Origin of the sequence: Xanthomonas sp. NCPPB 1067 (genome assembly GCF_020783795.1) — a bacterium.
Classification (GTDB): domain Bacteria; phylum Pseudomonadota; class Gammaproteobacteria; order Xanthomonadales; family Xanthomonadaceae; genus Xanthomonas; species Xanthomonas melonis.
The window spans coordinates 59131-74342 of record NZ_JAJGQG010000001.1 but is presented as its reverse complement, the minus strand read 5'-3'; the positions used below and the strand labels follow the sequence as shown (position 1 = coordinate 74342).

At 65.2% G+C, this 15212-nt stretch carries 10 protein-coding genes; 4 read left to right on the top strand and 6 right to left on the bottom strand.

All coding sequences use genetic code 11. From position 1 onward, the window contains the following. Positions 1-5 precede the first annotated feature (5 nt). The 4 genes from treS to LL962_RS00255 form a co-directional block, all read right to left on the bottom strand. Positions 6-3356 carry a maltose alpha-D-glucosyltransferase gene (gene treS / locus LL962_RS00270; protein WP_228315465.1) on the bottom strand — a complete coding sequence of 1117 codons (3351 nt, stop codon included), beginning with the start codon at positions 3354-3356 and terminating at the stop codon, positions 6-8. Next, positions 3353-6466 carry a maltotransferase domain-containing protein gene (locus LL962_RS00265; RefSeq protein ID WP_228315464.1) on the bottom strand — a complete coding sequence of 1038 codons (3114 nt, stop codon included), beginning with the start codon at positions 6464-6466 and terminating at the stop codon, positions 3353-3355. Before LL962_RS00265 ends, treS begins: the two co-directional genes overlap by 4 nt. Positions 6467-7106: 640 nt before the next feature. Further along, positions 7107-8015 (bottom strand): universal stress protein, encoded by a 909-nt coding sequence (locus LL962_RS00260; protein ID WP_228315463.1) that lies wholly within the window; start codon positions 8013-8015, stop codon positions 7107-7109. 14 nt (positions 8016-8029) lie between these two features. Continuing rightward, positions 8030-8971, bottom strand: coding sequence for a bestrophin family protein (locus LL962_RS00255; protein WP_228315462.1), 942 nt, complete (start codon positions 8969-8971; stop codon positions 8030-8032). Between the two features lie 183 nt (positions 8972-9154). On the opposite strand from LL962_RS00255, the gene LL962_RS00250 reads away from it, so the two are divergent. Then, positions 9155-10594 carry an ATP-binding protein gene (locus LL962_RS00250; RefSeq protein WP_228315461.1) on the top strand — a complete coding sequence of 480 codons (1440 nt, stop codon included), beginning with the start codon at positions 9155-9157 and terminating at the stop codon, positions 10592-10594. Then, positions 10587-11231, top strand: a complete 645-nt coding sequence (locus LL962_RS00245; protein WP_104588473.1) for a LuxR C-terminal-related transcriptional regulator — start codon at positions 10587-10589, stop codon at positions 11229-11231. The genes LL962_RS00250 and LL962_RS00245 overlap by 8 nt, the downstream gene beginning before the upstream one ends. Before the next feature lie 350 nt (positions 11232-11581). Here LL962_RS00245 and LL962_RS00240 read toward each other — a convergent pair whose 3' ends face one another. Together LL962_RS00240 and LL962_RS00235 are read right to left on the bottom strand one after the other, a co-directional pair. Beyond that, positions 11582-12139: a hypothetical protein gene (locus LL962_RS00240; protein WP_228315460.1), complete on the bottom strand. Its 558-nt coding sequence runs from the start codon at positions 12137-12139 to the stop codon at positions 11582-11584. 177 nt (positions 12140-12316) lie between these two features. After that, on the bottom strand, positions 12317-12844 hold the full coding sequence (locus LL962_RS00235; protein WP_228315459.1) for a hypothetical protein: 528 nt from the start codon (positions 12842-12844) through the stop codon (positions 12317-12319). A 388-nt stretch (positions 12845-13232) separates the two neighbouring features. On the opposite strand from LL962_RS00235, the gene LL962_RS00230 reads away from it, so the two are divergent. Further along, positions 13233-13832, top strand: a complete 600-nt coding sequence (locus LL962_RS00230; protein ID WP_228315458.1) for a hypothetical protein — start codon at positions 13233-13235, stop codon at positions 13830-13832. A gap of 551 nt (positions 13833-14383) precedes the next feature. Then, positions 14384-15199, top strand: coding sequence for a peptidoglycan-binding domain-containing protein (locus LL962_RS20955; RefSeq protein WP_329957140.1), 816 nt, complete (start codon positions 14384-14386; stop codon positions 15197-15199). Positions 15200-15212: the final 13 nt, after the last annotated feature.

The following is a 15212-nucleotide window of genomic DNA, read 5'->3' as shown; positions in this document are numbered from 1 at the left end:
ACTCATCAGGTATCTCCTGCACCGGCGCGTGCGCGCTGCAGGATGCGTCGCAAGCCTTCGATCGGCACCATCAACCAGCCAGGGCGGTTGGCCGCTTCGTAGCGCACTTCGTAGCAAGCCTTCTCCACCAGGAACAGCAAGGTGGCTGCGTTGAACGCCGCCGGCGCGATCCACGGGTGGGCGCTGGCGTCGAGCACGGCATGGTAAGCGTCCAGGAAGGCTTGTGTGGAGCGGCGACGGAATTGCACCAGGAATTCGTCCAGATGCGTGTCCACGCCGACACCGGCGCGGGCGGCGGTCCCCTCCTCGCCGCGGGCCGACACCTCGCTGGCGTAATCGAGCGAGCGCAGGAATCCGGCCACGTCGCGCAACGGGCTGGCCTTGGCGCGTCGCTCTGCCAGCGGTTTGGCCGGTTCGCCTTCGAAGTCGATCAGCACCACATCGTCGAAGGCCACCAGGATCTGCCCCAGGTGGAAATCGCCGTGCACTCGGGTCAGCAGCGAATCGGCCAGCACGCTGGGAGCTCGCGCGAGCAAGGCATCCAGCTGCGGGCGCTGCGCCAGGATGGCCTCCAGCGCTTCGCGCTCGGCCGGCTCCTCGCTGGCGGCCAGTCGCGCGTTGACCGTGCCCCACATCTCTTCCACCTGCCGCGCCACGCCCGCCACCACGTCGTTGGCAGTCGGCAGGTCGATCCGCTGCGGCGCGAAATCGGCATCGTCGGTGTCGCGTGACAACGCCTCGTGCAGCTCGGCCAGCCGCTTGCCCACCACGGCGGCGAAGGCGTCGTAGCCGGCGATGGCTTCGGCACGCGCCTCATCGGTCTGCGCGGTGGCGTATTCGTCGAAGCTGCGCGCCAGATGGTCCAGCGTCCAGCGCCAGGCATCGCCCTGGTTGCGGATGAAGCCCTGCAGCAGGGCAATGGTGGTCACCGTGCCCTGCCCGTCGATACGGCTCACGCTGCCCAGCAGTGGCGCGGCGTTGGCATAGCCCATCTCGGTGAGCCGGCGTCCGATCTCGATCTCCGGGTTGGCGCCGGTGGCCACATGCCGCAACAGCTTGAACACTGCCTTGTCGGCGACCACCAGCGAGCTATTGCTCTGTTCGGCCGACAGCCAGCGGATCTCTGGATCGTCCGGAATCTCCAGCGCGGCCAATGCCGGTGTGGATTCGAAACGCACCTGGCCCTGCTGGGCCTGATCCTCGCCATCGTGGAAATCCAGCGTCGCATCGCGGCGCAGCGCATCGATCACCCCGCGCACCATCGGCTTGAGCGCGAAGGCATCGGTGAGATAGCCCACCTCGCGGCCCTGGCGCACGCGTGCCAGAGCCAGCTGCTCGGCCAGCGTGCTGGGATGCTCGCGCTCCCATACGATGCCCACCGGCAGCATGTAGCACTCATGGCGGCCGTCCTCCAGCTCCACCGCCAGCTCTAGCAGGCTCATCGGCTCATCGCCGGGCAGCGGCGTACGGCGGGCGATGCGCACCGTGCGCAAGGCCTGGTCCTTGGCCGAGAACCAGCGCCGCGCCGACAGCCAAGCCGGCAGGATCTCGCCCTCCAGCGTGGGCAGGTGCGGCAGCAGCGCATTACTCTCGTCTGCATCGCTGCGCAGCACCAGCGTGCGGTAATCCGGCAACGGCACCGGGCTGGGCACGTGCCAGTCCGGCAAGGTGCCCTCGCTGACCAGCTGGAATGCATAGAAGCCGAACGGCGGCACGGTGAGCAGGTAGGTCAGCCGCCCGATCGGCGGGAAGCTGCCGCCGCCGATGATGTCCACCGGCACGCGGCCTTCGAACTCGGACAGATCCAGTTCCACTGCCTGCAGCGTATGCGACAGGTTGGCCACGCACAGCACGGTTTCGTCCTGGTAGCAGCGCAGATAGGCCAACATGCGGCGGTTGCCGGGATACAGGAAACGCAAGGTGCCGCGGCCGAAGGCCTGGTAGCGCTTACGCACGCTGAGCACGCGGCGGGTCCAGGTCAGCAGCGAATGCTGGTCGCGGATCTGTGCTTCGACATTCACCGCTTGGAAGCCATAGAGCGGATCCATCACCGGGGGCAGCACCAGCTGTGCGGGATCGGCGCGCGAGAAGCCGCCGTTACGGTCGATCGACCACTGCATCGGCGTGCGCACACCGTCGCGGTCGCCCAGATGGATGTTGTCGCCCATGCCGATCTCGTCGCCGTAGTACAGCACCGGTGTGCCGGGCATGGTCAGCAGCAACGAGGTCATCAGCTCGATGCGGCGGCGGTCGCGCTCCAGCAGCGGCGCCAGCCGGCGGCGAATCCCGAGGTTGATGCGGGCACGACGATCGGCGGCATAGGTCTGCCACAGATAATCGCGCTCGGAGTCGGTGACCATTTCCAGCGTCAGCTCATCGTGGTTGCGCAGGAAGATCGCCCACTGACAGCTCTCCGGGATCTCCGGGGTCTGGCGCATGATGTCGGTGATGGGGAAGCGGTCTTCGCGCGCGATCGCCATGTACATGCGCGGCATCAACGGGAAGTGGAATGCCATATGGCATTCGTCGGCGTTCTGCCCGAAGTACTGCTGGGTGTCCTCCGGCCACATGTTGGCCTCGGCCAGCAGCATGCGATCCGGGTACTCGGCATCCAGGGTGGCGCGGATCCTGCGCAGGATGGCGTGGGTTTCGGGCAGGTTTTCGTTGGAGGTGCCCGAACGCTCGATCAGGTACGGCACCGCGTCCAGACGCAGGCCATCCACGCCGCGATCCAGCCAGAAGCGCATCACCTCCAGCACTGCCTCCAGCACCTCGGGATTGTCGAAGTTCAGGTCCGGCTGATGCGAATAGAACCGGTGCCAGAAGTACTGCCCGGCCACCGGATCCCAGGTCCAGTTGGAGTTTTCGGTATCGCAGAAGATGATGCGCGTGCCTTCGTATTCCTGGTCGGTATCCGACCACACGTAGAAGTTGCGCTCCGGCGAACCGGCCGGCGCATGGCGTGCGCGCTGGAACCACGGATGCTGGTCCGAGGTGTGGTTGATCACCAGCTCGGTGACGATGCGGATGCCGCGCGCGTGCGCCTGCGCCACCAACTGCTCGAAATCGGCGATGGTGCCGTAGTCCGGATGCACCGCCATGTATTCGGCGATGTCGTAGCCGTCGTCGCGGCGTGGGCTGGGGTAGAACGGCAACAGCCAGATGGTGTCCACGCCGAGTTCGGCGATGTAGTCCAGCTTGGAGATCAATCCCGGGAAATCTCCGATGCCATCGTCGTTGGAGTCGAAGAACGACTTGACGTGCACCTGGTAGATGATGGCGTCCTTGTACCAGCGCTGGTCGGCGACGACCGCCGATTGCTCCGCATCGGCCTGTAACGCTGCAACTGCATTCATGCGACCTCTCCTGCGCGGATGCGCCATAACGCGAACGGCCGCGTCGCCTCCAGACGGATGTGCTGGTGTTTGCCCTGCCACATGAAGCGGTGCCCGTCCCATAGATCGTCCACCGCCACACTGGCGTGATCGGGCAGGCCCAGTTCCCACAAGGGGACTTCGATATCGGCGTCCTGCCCGGCATGTGGATCGAGATCGATCGCCACCAGCACCATGGTGCGGCTGCGCGACAGGTAGCCGGCATCCAGGAACTTGCCGAAATACAGGATCTGATCGTTGTGGGCCTGGTAGAAGCGCGTGCCCAGGTGCGACTGCAGTTCCGGGTGCATGCGACGCAGCTGGTTGAAGCGGGTGATCTCGTCCACGATGTCGCCCGGCGCACGTTCGGGCCAGGCGCGCAGCTGGAATTTCTCCGAGTCCAGATACTCTTCCTTGCCCGCCGCCAGCGGCGTGGCTTCGCACAGCTCGAAGCCCTGGTACATCCCCCACAGGCCGGACAGCGTGGTGGCCAGCGCAGCACGGATCAGGTGTCCATTGCGTCCGCTGGTCTGCAGGAAAAAGGGATTGATGTCCGGCGTATTGACGAAGAAGTGCGGGCGGAAGCACTCGCTCGGCACGCCCGCATTCAATTCCTGCAGGTACTCCTGCAGCTCGTGCTTGCGATTGCGCCAGGTGAAATAGGTGTAGGACTGCGAGAAACCGCACTTGGCCAGCCGGTACATCATCTTAGGCCGGGTGAAGGCCTCGGACAGGAACACCACGTCCGGACGGCGCCCACGCACGTCCGCGATCAGCCACTCCCAGAACGGAAACGGCTTGGTATGCGGGTTGTCCACGCGGAACAGGGTGACGCCCTCGTTGACCCAGAACAGCACCGCATCGCGCAAGGTGTTCCACAGCTCCGGCACCGCGCCACTGGCATAGAAATCGACATTGACGATGTCCTGGTACTTCTTCGGCGGATTCTCCGCATATGGAATCGAACCATCCGCGCGCCAGGTGAACCAGTCCTTGTGCTCCTTCAGCCAGGGATGATCCGGCGCGCACTGGATGGCGAAATCCAGCGCCACTTCCAGCCCGTGCCCACGCGCGGCCTGGATCAGGCGGCGAAAACCCGCCAGCCCACCAAGTTCGGCATGCACTTCGGTGTGCCCGCCGTCGCTGGCGCCGATTGCATAGGGGCTGCCCGGCTCGCCATCCACCGCAGTCACCGAGTTGTTGCGGCCCTTGCGGTTGTTCAACCCGATGGGATGGATCGGCGGCATGTACAGCACATCGAAGTTCATCGCACGGATATGCGCCAGCTTCCCGATCACATCGTCGAAGGTGCCGTGCCGCGTGACATCGCCGCTCTGCGAACGCGGGAACAACTCGTACCAGCTGGCGAAATGCGCCGCACGGCGCTCGGATTCCACCCGGAAGGTCACCGGATACTCGGAGCGGAACGGCTTGTCGTCGGCCTGCGCCATCGCCTGGGCAGTGTCCGGCTCCAGCACGATGGCCAACTGCTGCAGCGGCTCGCCATGCGCACCGATGCGGGCCAGGATGTCCTGCAGCTGCGTCGCCAATGCGCCATCACTGCGGGCCTGCGCCGCTTCGACCGCCGCAATGGCTTCCTGCACGTCCACCGGCAACACCGTATCGGCCGCACGCTTCTTTTCCAGGTCCGCATGCAGGGTGGCGAACACATCGCGCCACGCTTCCACACGGAATTCATAGGTGCCGATCCGTTCCAGCGGGAATTCCGCGCGCCAGCGATCGTTGCCCAGTGCGCGCATCGGCGCGCTGGCCCAGGTTTTGGCATCGGCAGCGCGCCACAGCACCGCCACCGCGATGCGGTCGTGGCCGTCGCAGAAGGCATCGGCTTCCACGCAGATGCGGTCGCCCACGCTGCGCTTGACCGGGAAGCGGCCATTGTCCACCGATGGCGTCACCGACTCGATGCAGACCCGCGGCCAGGTGGCAGCGGTCTGTGCCCGTGGGCGCATCCGCGGCACCGCCAGCACGTGCCGCGCCGGCACGCTGCGATAGACCCGCACTTCGCCCGGCTCCAGCGCTTCGAGCGTGGCGCCGGACAGCGTGCGCCCATCCTCGGCGACCAGTGCTTCCGCATCGCCCAGCAACCGCAGCAGGTCCGACGCAGGCACCGGCACCACGTGACGGGTATCGCCATTGATCAGCAGCAGGGACGGCAACCCACCCAGCGGCTCCACCGCCACGGCCGTGAGCCCGGTCGTCTCGCGCAGCAGCGGACGCAAGCGCAGGCCGGCACTGCCGCCAAGCGCACCGCCGGCACGCAGCGAGGGCGGCACCGCGTGCAGATGTGCCTCGTCCATCGACCAGGCACCACCAAAGGCCAGCGCCAGCTGCCAATGCTGCGCGGGCCCCGCGCCATGCTCGCCGTCGCGCAGCCCCAGTACCGCCACCACCTGCGACGCCAGTGCGCGCAGCGCCGTGTCTTCCTCGAAGAACCAGCTGCCGCGGCCATCCCACCACGCCAGCGAGGAAAACGCCGCGTCGAAGCCTGCGCCGGCCAGATGTTGCAAGGCCTCCAGGCCCAACCCTGGTGTCCATGCCGCAAACACCACTTCCGGCGCTTGCGCATGCACGCGTGCGATCAGCTCGCGCCAGCGCGATGCCGGCACCTGCTGAGGCTGCAGCAGCCGGAAGCCGCCCACGCCCTGCCCGGCCCAGTCCAGCAGGCGCGCGCTCCACCACTCCACCAACGCCGCGCCTTCCTGCGCGTAACCGAAACGGGCTTCGGCGACCTCCGGCGTCGCCCGCGGCTGGCGCGGGTCCGGCACTGCGGTGCTGCGCGCGCGGAACCACTGCGGGTTGTCGCGCACCACTGCGCTGGCACCGCCGACCTCATCCAGGCGCACATCGATCAGCAACGTCACGCCAGCCCGCCCTGTGGCCTGTACGGCCTCGCGCAGCGCCGGGTCGGGGGCCTGCGCCGGGCCCGCCGGATCGATCAGTCGACCCTCCGCATCGCGCGCAAACGGCGCTGCCATCACCACGTAATCGCAGCCGGCCTCACGCGCTGCCGCACAGCGCTGCTCCAGCCCGCCAGTCGCCGCATTGGGTTCGTCGAGAACGCAGATCCGCATGACGCCCCCTCAGCCGGCCACGGCGCGCATGCGCGCCGCAGTGTCGAGGAACGGGCCACACGCACCACGCCACATCCCTGCCATCGCCGCCACGCGACGCGTCGGACCAATACCCGCCCGGATCGCCCGCCGTCCGGTCGACGATGGGCCGCCCCCGCTTACCGTGATTGCACTCATGCGCGACTCCGCAACGATGGTTGACCGTTGCAGTCAAGCATCCCGGTTGCGAAGTCCGCGTGTCGGCCGAATTGACGGAAATCGAACAAAGGCGACGCCCCCCTGATGGGCAGCGTGTCCCTCATACTGCAGCTTCGGATTGGTGACGGTCGCAACCGTTCAAGGACACCGATGGCTGCCTGGCCACAGGCAAGGCCGCCTGCCTGCAATGCAGCGACGTGGTCCGAAACGATGACGGCACCTACGCGGCGACGCAATGACGATGCCTGTCTGCTATGCCGGCAGCCCCTATGCACCTTGGATCCGACACTGATCAGCGGGATTGGGAAACCGACAAAGCAAACAGTCAGGCGCCACAAGCCTGTACTTGTATGAGTCGTCGGCCGGTGGTCTGAGTCCGATGGCTGAGTGTCACTTCACCAGCCATGCTGCGGCGCCATCCGATGCACGGTCGTCTCGCGGTCTACGCCGCGATTCGCTGTCCTGCAGCGCTGTTGGCCGGCACCGCCGTTAACCGCCCCAGGCCCGCCGCAGGCACTCGCGCCTGCGGCGACGGCAGGCAGATCAGCACGCAGGGGCTCTTGGCGAGCGTTGCCTGCAGCGACGAGCGCCAGACGCCACGGCGGATGACGGCCTCGTGTTCGACCACCAGCACGTCGGCGCAGGCGCGCTTGAGCAGGCCGGCGATCTCCCGGCGCGGGTTGCCCACCGCCACATGGATACGCACGCGCAGGTCATCGTCGCCCAGTTGCAATGCCAGGTCGCTGAGCCAGTTGGAGGCGGCCGCTTCGGTCACCGGAGTGGCGTTGAACAGGCTGTCCATCAACAAGCCTTCGCCGATCTCCGGCATGACGTGCAACAAGTGCAGGTCCGCCCCGCGTCGGCGTGCCAGCGCCGCTGCGTCGCGCAGAGATTCCAGGTTGGTTTCGCGCCCGGTGACCCAGTAGGCGACATGGCCGCCCACGCTGCCATCGCGCGGGATCGCGTCGGCATAGGGCAAGGTCAGCATCGGCGTGGCCACCCGCTGCAGCACGCGTGCACGCAACGACACATGCAAGGGGCGCGGCAGGCCGGTGCGCTCGGAGGGCGGCATGATGAGCAAGGCGTCGTTGCGGCTGCGACAGAACGAGACGATGCCCGCTGCCGCCGGGCCGCTGGCCAGGGCACGCTCGCAGCCCGGGTAGTTGGAGGCTTCGGCGAAGAAGGCCTCCAGCGACTGCTGGGCCTGCGCGCGCTTGCCTTTGGCATGCACGTGCAGGATGGTCAGGCGGGCGCGCAGGCGGTCCACCAGCTGCGCCACGGTGGGAATGGCGGCATGGCAGGTCTCGGAGAAGTTGGTGGCGAAGATCAGATGGGTCGGCGTGGTCTGCATGGCGGTGTCCGTGGTCAGTAGATGAAGCCGTCGATGGGGCGCACTTCGCGCAGCGGGGCGCGTTGTCCCAGCATTTCGCGCAGGGTCAGTTCGATGCCGCGCGACAGCGCCGTCATCGGGGTGTCGTGCACGGTGTTCTCGAAGGGGTCTTCGATGGCGCTGCTGGCGCTGTCGATGGCGAGCAGGGTGAAACTGATCAGCACCGAGGCGATCGGCATGGCCAGGCCCATGCCGGCGATCAAGCCCAGCGGCACCAGCCAGCAATACATGTTCACCAGCGTCCTGGGCAGCGACGAGAACTGCCGCGGCAGCGGCGTGTTCTTGATGCGCTCGCAGGCGCCCTGGATATTGGCCAGCGTGGTGAGGTTGGCATCCAGCGAGGACCAGCGCAGGCTGTCGAGCATGCCCCAGTCGCGCGCCTGTTGTAGATGCTGGCCCAGCCGCAAGGTCAGCGCGTTGGGAATGTTGGCGTAGCCGCGCAGCGCATCGGCACGCGATTGCCCGAGCAGGCCGGCCAGTTCCGGAAACGGGTTCTGCCGGCGCAGATGGCAGCGCAAGGCATGCACGAAGGCCACCTGGTGCACCACGATCTCTTCGCGCAGCGCCACCTGGCGTGCGTCATCGGGGTCCACATCCAGTGCGGTCAGGGCCTGGCGTGCGATGGCGCGCGAGGTGTTGACCAGCGAGCCCCAGAGTTGTCGCGCTTCCCACCAGCGGCCATAGGCCGCATTGGCGCGGAATGCCAGGAAGATGGTGAGCGCCGAGCCCAGTTGCGCCAGCGGCAAGGCCTCGATCGACAGCCAGCGCCAGTCGAAGAAGGTGTAGAGGATGGCCACGGCGCAGTCGAAGACCAGCAGCACCAGCAGGCGCTTGTAGGTCTTGGGCCAGATGCGCCGCAGCGGAAACGTATCGCGGGTGATCATGGTGAGGAGACAGCCAACGTGGGGTGGCTGCATTACACCCAGCCTCCACGCTTGTGTCTGCCATCCTTGCGCCAGCGTTGGACAGTGCGCAGGCGGCTCGAACGATGCGCACGGCCTATCTTTCGATAGGGTGAAATCCATCGGCGCCGCCACAATGCTGTGGGATGGACCACGATCAGGCGGGAGCGCCCTTGCAGGCAGGTAGACGGACAGGCGATGGATAGACTGAGGCTGCCATTCAAGTGGCGCGGACAGGTGGTCAAGCTCAATCGCGGGCCCACGCTGTGGGCGTCGCTGGTCATGCTCGTATCGCTGGTGTGTGCGGAGTGGTACTCGCATCTGGGCGTGTCGCTGGGGCTGCTCTACATCCTTCCGGTGGTCCTGGCCGCCACCGTGCTGTCGCGGCGCGATATCGTCATCGCAGCGATCGCCTGCGCGGTATTGCGCGGGCTGTTCGTCACCGAGGAAACGCTGGTCGAACAGGCGCTGCGCTTCTTCATGGCCACGATCGCCTATGCCGGCTGCGGCCTGCTGGTGGCCGAGATCAGCCGCACCCGCCGGGTGATCCTGTCGCACTACGTGCAGCTGCGGGCCGAACAACGCCTGCGCCGGCGGCTGGAGCGGCAGCTGCGCCTGCTGGCCGAGAGCAGCCCGGCCGCGCTGCTCACCGTGGCCGGCGATGGCCGCATCGTGGCGGCCAACCGCGCCGCGCACGAGATCCTGGAGATGGCCGAGGACGCTGCGCTGGAAGGTCGCGCCGTGCGCGATTTCCTGCCGCTGCTCGACGATGCGCTGAGCATGAGCGCCAACCTGGATGGCATGCGCACCTCGGCCAGCACCTGGGGCCACCGCGGCGATGGCAGCCGCTTCCCCGCCACCACCTGGTTCTCGGTCTACGAAGACAGCGAGGAGCGCCACCTGGCCGCCATCCTGGTCGACACCAGCGAGGAAGTGCGTGCGCGCGAATCGGCCCACTTCGACGACGTACTGAAGAACAACCGCCTGCTCGCCGGCGCGGTCTCGCACGAGATCCGCAACCTGTGTTCGGCCGCCGGCGTGGTCACCTCCAACCTGGCCCGGCACCCGGCCATCGGCGACGACCCGGACCTGGCCGCCCTGCGCAGCCTGGTGGCGGCCCTGATGGAGCTGGCCTCGTTCAACCTGCGCCGCCAGCTGCCCGACGAGGTGCACGAAACCCGGCTGCAGACACTGTGCAGCGAGCTGGATGTGATCATCCGCTCGGACTGGGACGACATCGATGGCCACCTGGAGATCCAGGTGCCCGCCGACTTCCCGTCGGTGCAGGGCGACCGCCACGCCTTGCTGCAGGTATTGCTGAACCTGGCGCGCAATTCCTTGCGTGCGGTGCAGGGCCTGCCACCGGCGCGCCGGCAACTGCACGTGAGCGCGCGCCTGGAGCAGGAGCGCGCCGTGCTGAGCGTGCGCGACACCGGCCCCGGCATCGCCGATCCCGGCCGGCTGTTCCAACCCTTCCGCAGCGATGCCGACGGCTCCGGCCTGGGCCTGTACATCTCGCGAGCGCTCATGACCAACCAGGGCGGCCTGCTGCGCCATGCACCCGGTGGCGAAGGCGCCTGCTTCGAACTGTATCTGCCATTGGCGCATGCCCCGCAACCGGAGCCATTGCATGGATGAGCAGCGGCGCGAACCGGTCCGCCTGTACCTGCTGGACGATCACACCCTGTTTCGCGAAGGCCTGCTGCGCCTGCTCGGCGCGGACCCGCGCTTCGACGTGGTTGGGCAATCCGGCACGCTTGCGCAGGCAGTCGTGCAGATCGCAGCGCTGGCGCCGGACGTGGTGATCCTCGACTACGACATGGGCGAGTACAACGCGCTGGACTACATGCAGCGCCAGGCCGAGCAACCGACACGGCCGGCCACCCTGGTGGTCACCGCCGGCCTGCCCGAGCGCGACGCGCTCGCGCTGATCCGGCTCGGCGTCTCCGGCATCTGCCGCAAGGACGTCTCCACCGACGAACTGATCGCCAGCATCCACGCCGTAGCGATGGGCCGCGTGCTGATCGACCAACGCTATCTACAATCGCTGGTAGTGCAAAGCACGCAGGAAACCCGGCCCAGCTTCACCGACCGCGAACGCGAGGTGCTGCGTGGCCTGTTGCGCGGGCAATCCAACAAGCTGATCGCCCGCCAGCTCGGCAGCTCCGAAAGCGCGATCAAGGCCACGTTCCAGCAGCTGTTCAACAAGCTGGACGTGCGCTCGCGCAGCCAGCTGGTGATGGTGATCCTGCAGGACTACCGGGATCTGGTGTGAGGGCAGTGGCAGGCGGCAGGCGGCAGGCGGCAGGCGGCAGGCAATGGTCGCGCCAGCAGAGCTTCAATGGCGGCACTCACTGCCGCACTACTCGCACCGCCCCTGCCAGCAGCGGAAACACTACGCGTCGCGCCAGGGCGGAGAGCATAAGCACAGACATGGCGCAGCGGCTATGCCTGGCGACACCATGACTTCCGGCAGCGGCGTTGTGCGGTCACCAACCGCCATGGAGCCGGGACCGGATAGCGGCGCTGGAAGTGCTTGCTAGGGTGAACGTGGCGACGCGAAACGATCTGCAGAGACATGTCAGCTGACTCCGCAAGCGAACCAGGCGCCGCGATCAGGAGCGATCAGGGTTGCTCGCCGTAGCGCTGCTTCGACCACTGATCGATGACCAGCCCCACATCGGGACAGGTCGACCTCGCCGCAGCCACGATGTCCTCGCCTGTGCGGGGGCAGACAATGCCAAGCTCGGCCTCTAGCCATGCGCGCAATCCGGCGGCGGAATCGGGGTCCGCCGGCGGCTGGCTCAGATCGTCGAAGCCGAGTTCGTCGTAGCCGATTCCAAACAGGCCGAGGAACTCGCGGAAATTCCTCGCCAGAACGGTGTTTTCGCACCCCTCAGACCCCAGATGCACAACCGGCACGGCACTCGCATCCAGACTGTCGCGCAGCCAGAACGCCAGGATCGAACCGTCCGGCCCCGCGCCGAAGTAGGCGAACTGCGACGCCATCAGCGCATCCCCATCGAACCAGGACTGCACGCCGCCGAAGTCGTCCGGCCTGATCTTCATGCAACCGCTGATCGGATAGCCGGTCCTGTCCAGATAGTCGCACAGCATGCGCAGCTCCACGGGCAATACCGTGCCTGCGGGCACGTGCGCGGCGATGCGTTCGAACTTGGTCATCTTTGACAACCCTCCAATTGCATGCGAACGACCTGCCCGATCCTCGCTGGCGTGCCGATGATCGTCAATCTGCAGGGTGCGTGCCTGGCATCGGTAGACAGCCTGTGCCCAGCGGTCGGGTTGGCAATGCACGTGATCGGATGGCCGGCCAGCCTGTGCAGCGGTTTTTTGCAAAGCTCAAGCGTCGAAGTAGTCCGGGTAATATCGCGGACTGATGCAATGTCTGTTGTCGACTGGCGGATCGATCGGCTTGAGACCCAACTGCCTCAGGAGCGGCTCGAGACGCAGCGCATGCGCGACGTTGGCGTCGGTCACCGCATAACCATCCGCCACAGAGAAGCGCACCTCATCTGCATTGCACCAGACGAACACCGGCCCGCCCTGTATCTGCTGCCATCCCGGCTGCTCGACAAGCGAGCCGGGAATCAACGAAACGAATGCGGCAAATACATCACCCGGGTAGGCGCGCCCCACTTCCGGCTGTGGCGGCGCCACATCATGCTGCACCGTCGCGATGCCCAAACTTACGAGCGCGCGCTCCAGCATCTGCAGCGACGGATAGCCGAACGCAGCAAGCAGGCGGTCACCGTCATTGGCATGCCCACCCACCGCCCTGACGAGCCGAAACACACCCAAGCGCCTTGCCCAGGCGCGCAACTGCACCTCGGAGTGCTCTTCAAACAACCAATCTGACCAACGGTCCATACGGTGCTCGCTGCCTTGAATCGGTTCACTAGCTGCCTATGCAGACAACGCGGATGGGCACCGTGTCGTTCCAGCGACGGAATGTCGAGTTTATAGCGGAGGCGGAAGCCAAACTGCAGTGTTGCGGGACACGGAATGGGAGCGCGCTCAAGGCAGACGCGGGTCTTGAACGCTGCGTCGAGCGAGTGCCAGCCGATCTCGGTGGGTGGCGGTACCGTGGCGCGTTTGCGTGCTGACGTGGAACGGGATGGGGATCCACGCATGGCAAGGTATTCCTTGACGCAGTTCGCGCCGCCCGTGTAGCCAGTCGCACAACCTTCTTGAGTCAGATACGCTTGCGAGAGTTCCGGCCCACGCACCGAGCGGGCTCGCGTGACGGACGGTTCCGATGATCAACATCGTAAGCAGCCAACACGCACAAGGAACGATGGGTATGGGCGCCAACCACCGAAAGGCTTATGTCGCGTGCACTGGGTTGCTTTGCGCCTTGGTTGCAGGGTGTGCCTCGCCCGGATCCGCCATCGCATCCCAAGGTAAGCATCCGGGCCAGTCCACTGCAAAGTCTCCGGCTGTCTCTTGTCCTTCCAAGGATTTCGACACGTTTCTTAAGCGTTATGCGGATTCTACTGACGACAGCGTGCGTCTCCAGTTCACTGACGACCCGCTGGAGTACGAGGTTCCAACATATACCGTAGAGGATATGACTGAGTCGTCTCCTCTTACGCACATTTCCCGAATTGCGGGCCCGCCGCGCTTCGATCTATTCAACTATCGCTACTTCAGAAAGGAGAATGTTTTCGATCACATAGAGCCTGGTGAAGAAAACCCTGAACCGGAGGGGGATACTGGTTTCCCGTTTAGTATTGAAGCGGATTCAGAAGGCACTAGGACTGTGTATTTTGGTATGGAATACGAAGTTGACTCATATGTTTTTAAGCGCAGCAACGGTTGTTGGCGCATGACGCGCGTAATTAACCTGAGAGATTGACAAGGAGTAGGCACATGGCTGGACAGGAAGCGACGCCGGAGATCCCCTACCGACTGATGCAACTCGAATGGGATAAGAGGCGTGAGTATTACAACGAGGCTGTCGACAACTTCGACGATTTGGTCACACACCATCCATATGGCAACCGCGGAGCCCGTCTGGAGAACGGCGCCGTCGTAGGTGGTGAGCGAGGCCGGACACTCGGTGTCATTGGAGGCGAATTCCAGGAGATCGAGATTTCAGAACCTGGAAGAACTCATGGCCTACGAGCGGATCAAGTCTTGCTAAAGAAGGATTTCCTTCTTGAAGATTCCAGGCTTCCACCTGGACCTGCTTCCAGAGCGCTGGATGTCCCCTCGCCAGTTGCTGGTGTAGTAGGTACTGTCGATGCACGACAGGGACTGGTCGATGTGCTTGATCGAGAGGGCGGCGATGTCATCCTCCGTGTCCGCCATATGTCCCCGCTCCATGTGCAGACTGGTGATCAGGTAGAGTACGGGCAGGCTCTGGGAGTTCAAGGTAAGCAGGCAACGCAGGCCGTTCATGTCCATATGGAAGTTGATACGCGTTACTACCAACACTACGAGAACTATGTTGGCGATCTCGTAAGTGGCCGCCTGTCGATCGATGAAGAGAGGCGGAATCGAGGTATCGAGCCCCGGCCGTTCGTCGATGATGGGACGATCAGGATCGGCGAATCGTCGGAAATGGTGCGGCAGGTGCAGCGCACATTGAATGCCGAAGGCTTTCGCGGTGCGGACAATCAGCTGCTGCAGGAAGATGGTGTCTACCGCCTCTCAATGCAGCCAGCGGTCATCAATTACCAACAGGCGCATGGTCTCTCTCAGACAGGAGATATCGATCCAGCTACATTGCAGAGCATTGCGCCGCGCACCTTTCCTCCGGAGCTGAATCGGGAAGATCACAACGCCCCACCGACCTACCGGAACATCCAGGGAGCAGCGCCCGGACAAGATCCGCTGCATCGGCAAGCCGAGGACGCCGTGCGCCGTCTCGAACAAGGCCTGGGTCGCGACTACGACGACAACAGTGCCCGGCTGGCAGCAAGCAGCGCCTGCCTGGCCAGAGAGAACGGGCTGGAAAGGATCGACCACATCGTGCTGAGCAAGCAGACAGCTTCTGTCGCTCAGGGCGAGAATGTATTTGTCGTCCAGGGCGCCCTGGATGATCCAGCCCACAGAAGGGCACACATGAAGACCGCCGACGCGATTGCGCAGCCGGTCGAGCAGTCGCTGAGTCAGTTGCAAGCACTCGGCGAAACGCAGCGGCAGCAACAACAAGTGCAGCAGCTACAGGATCAGCAACAGCCTAAGCAGTCCGTCGACCGTCATCATCGCCTGGCATGACGGCAGTTGGGTC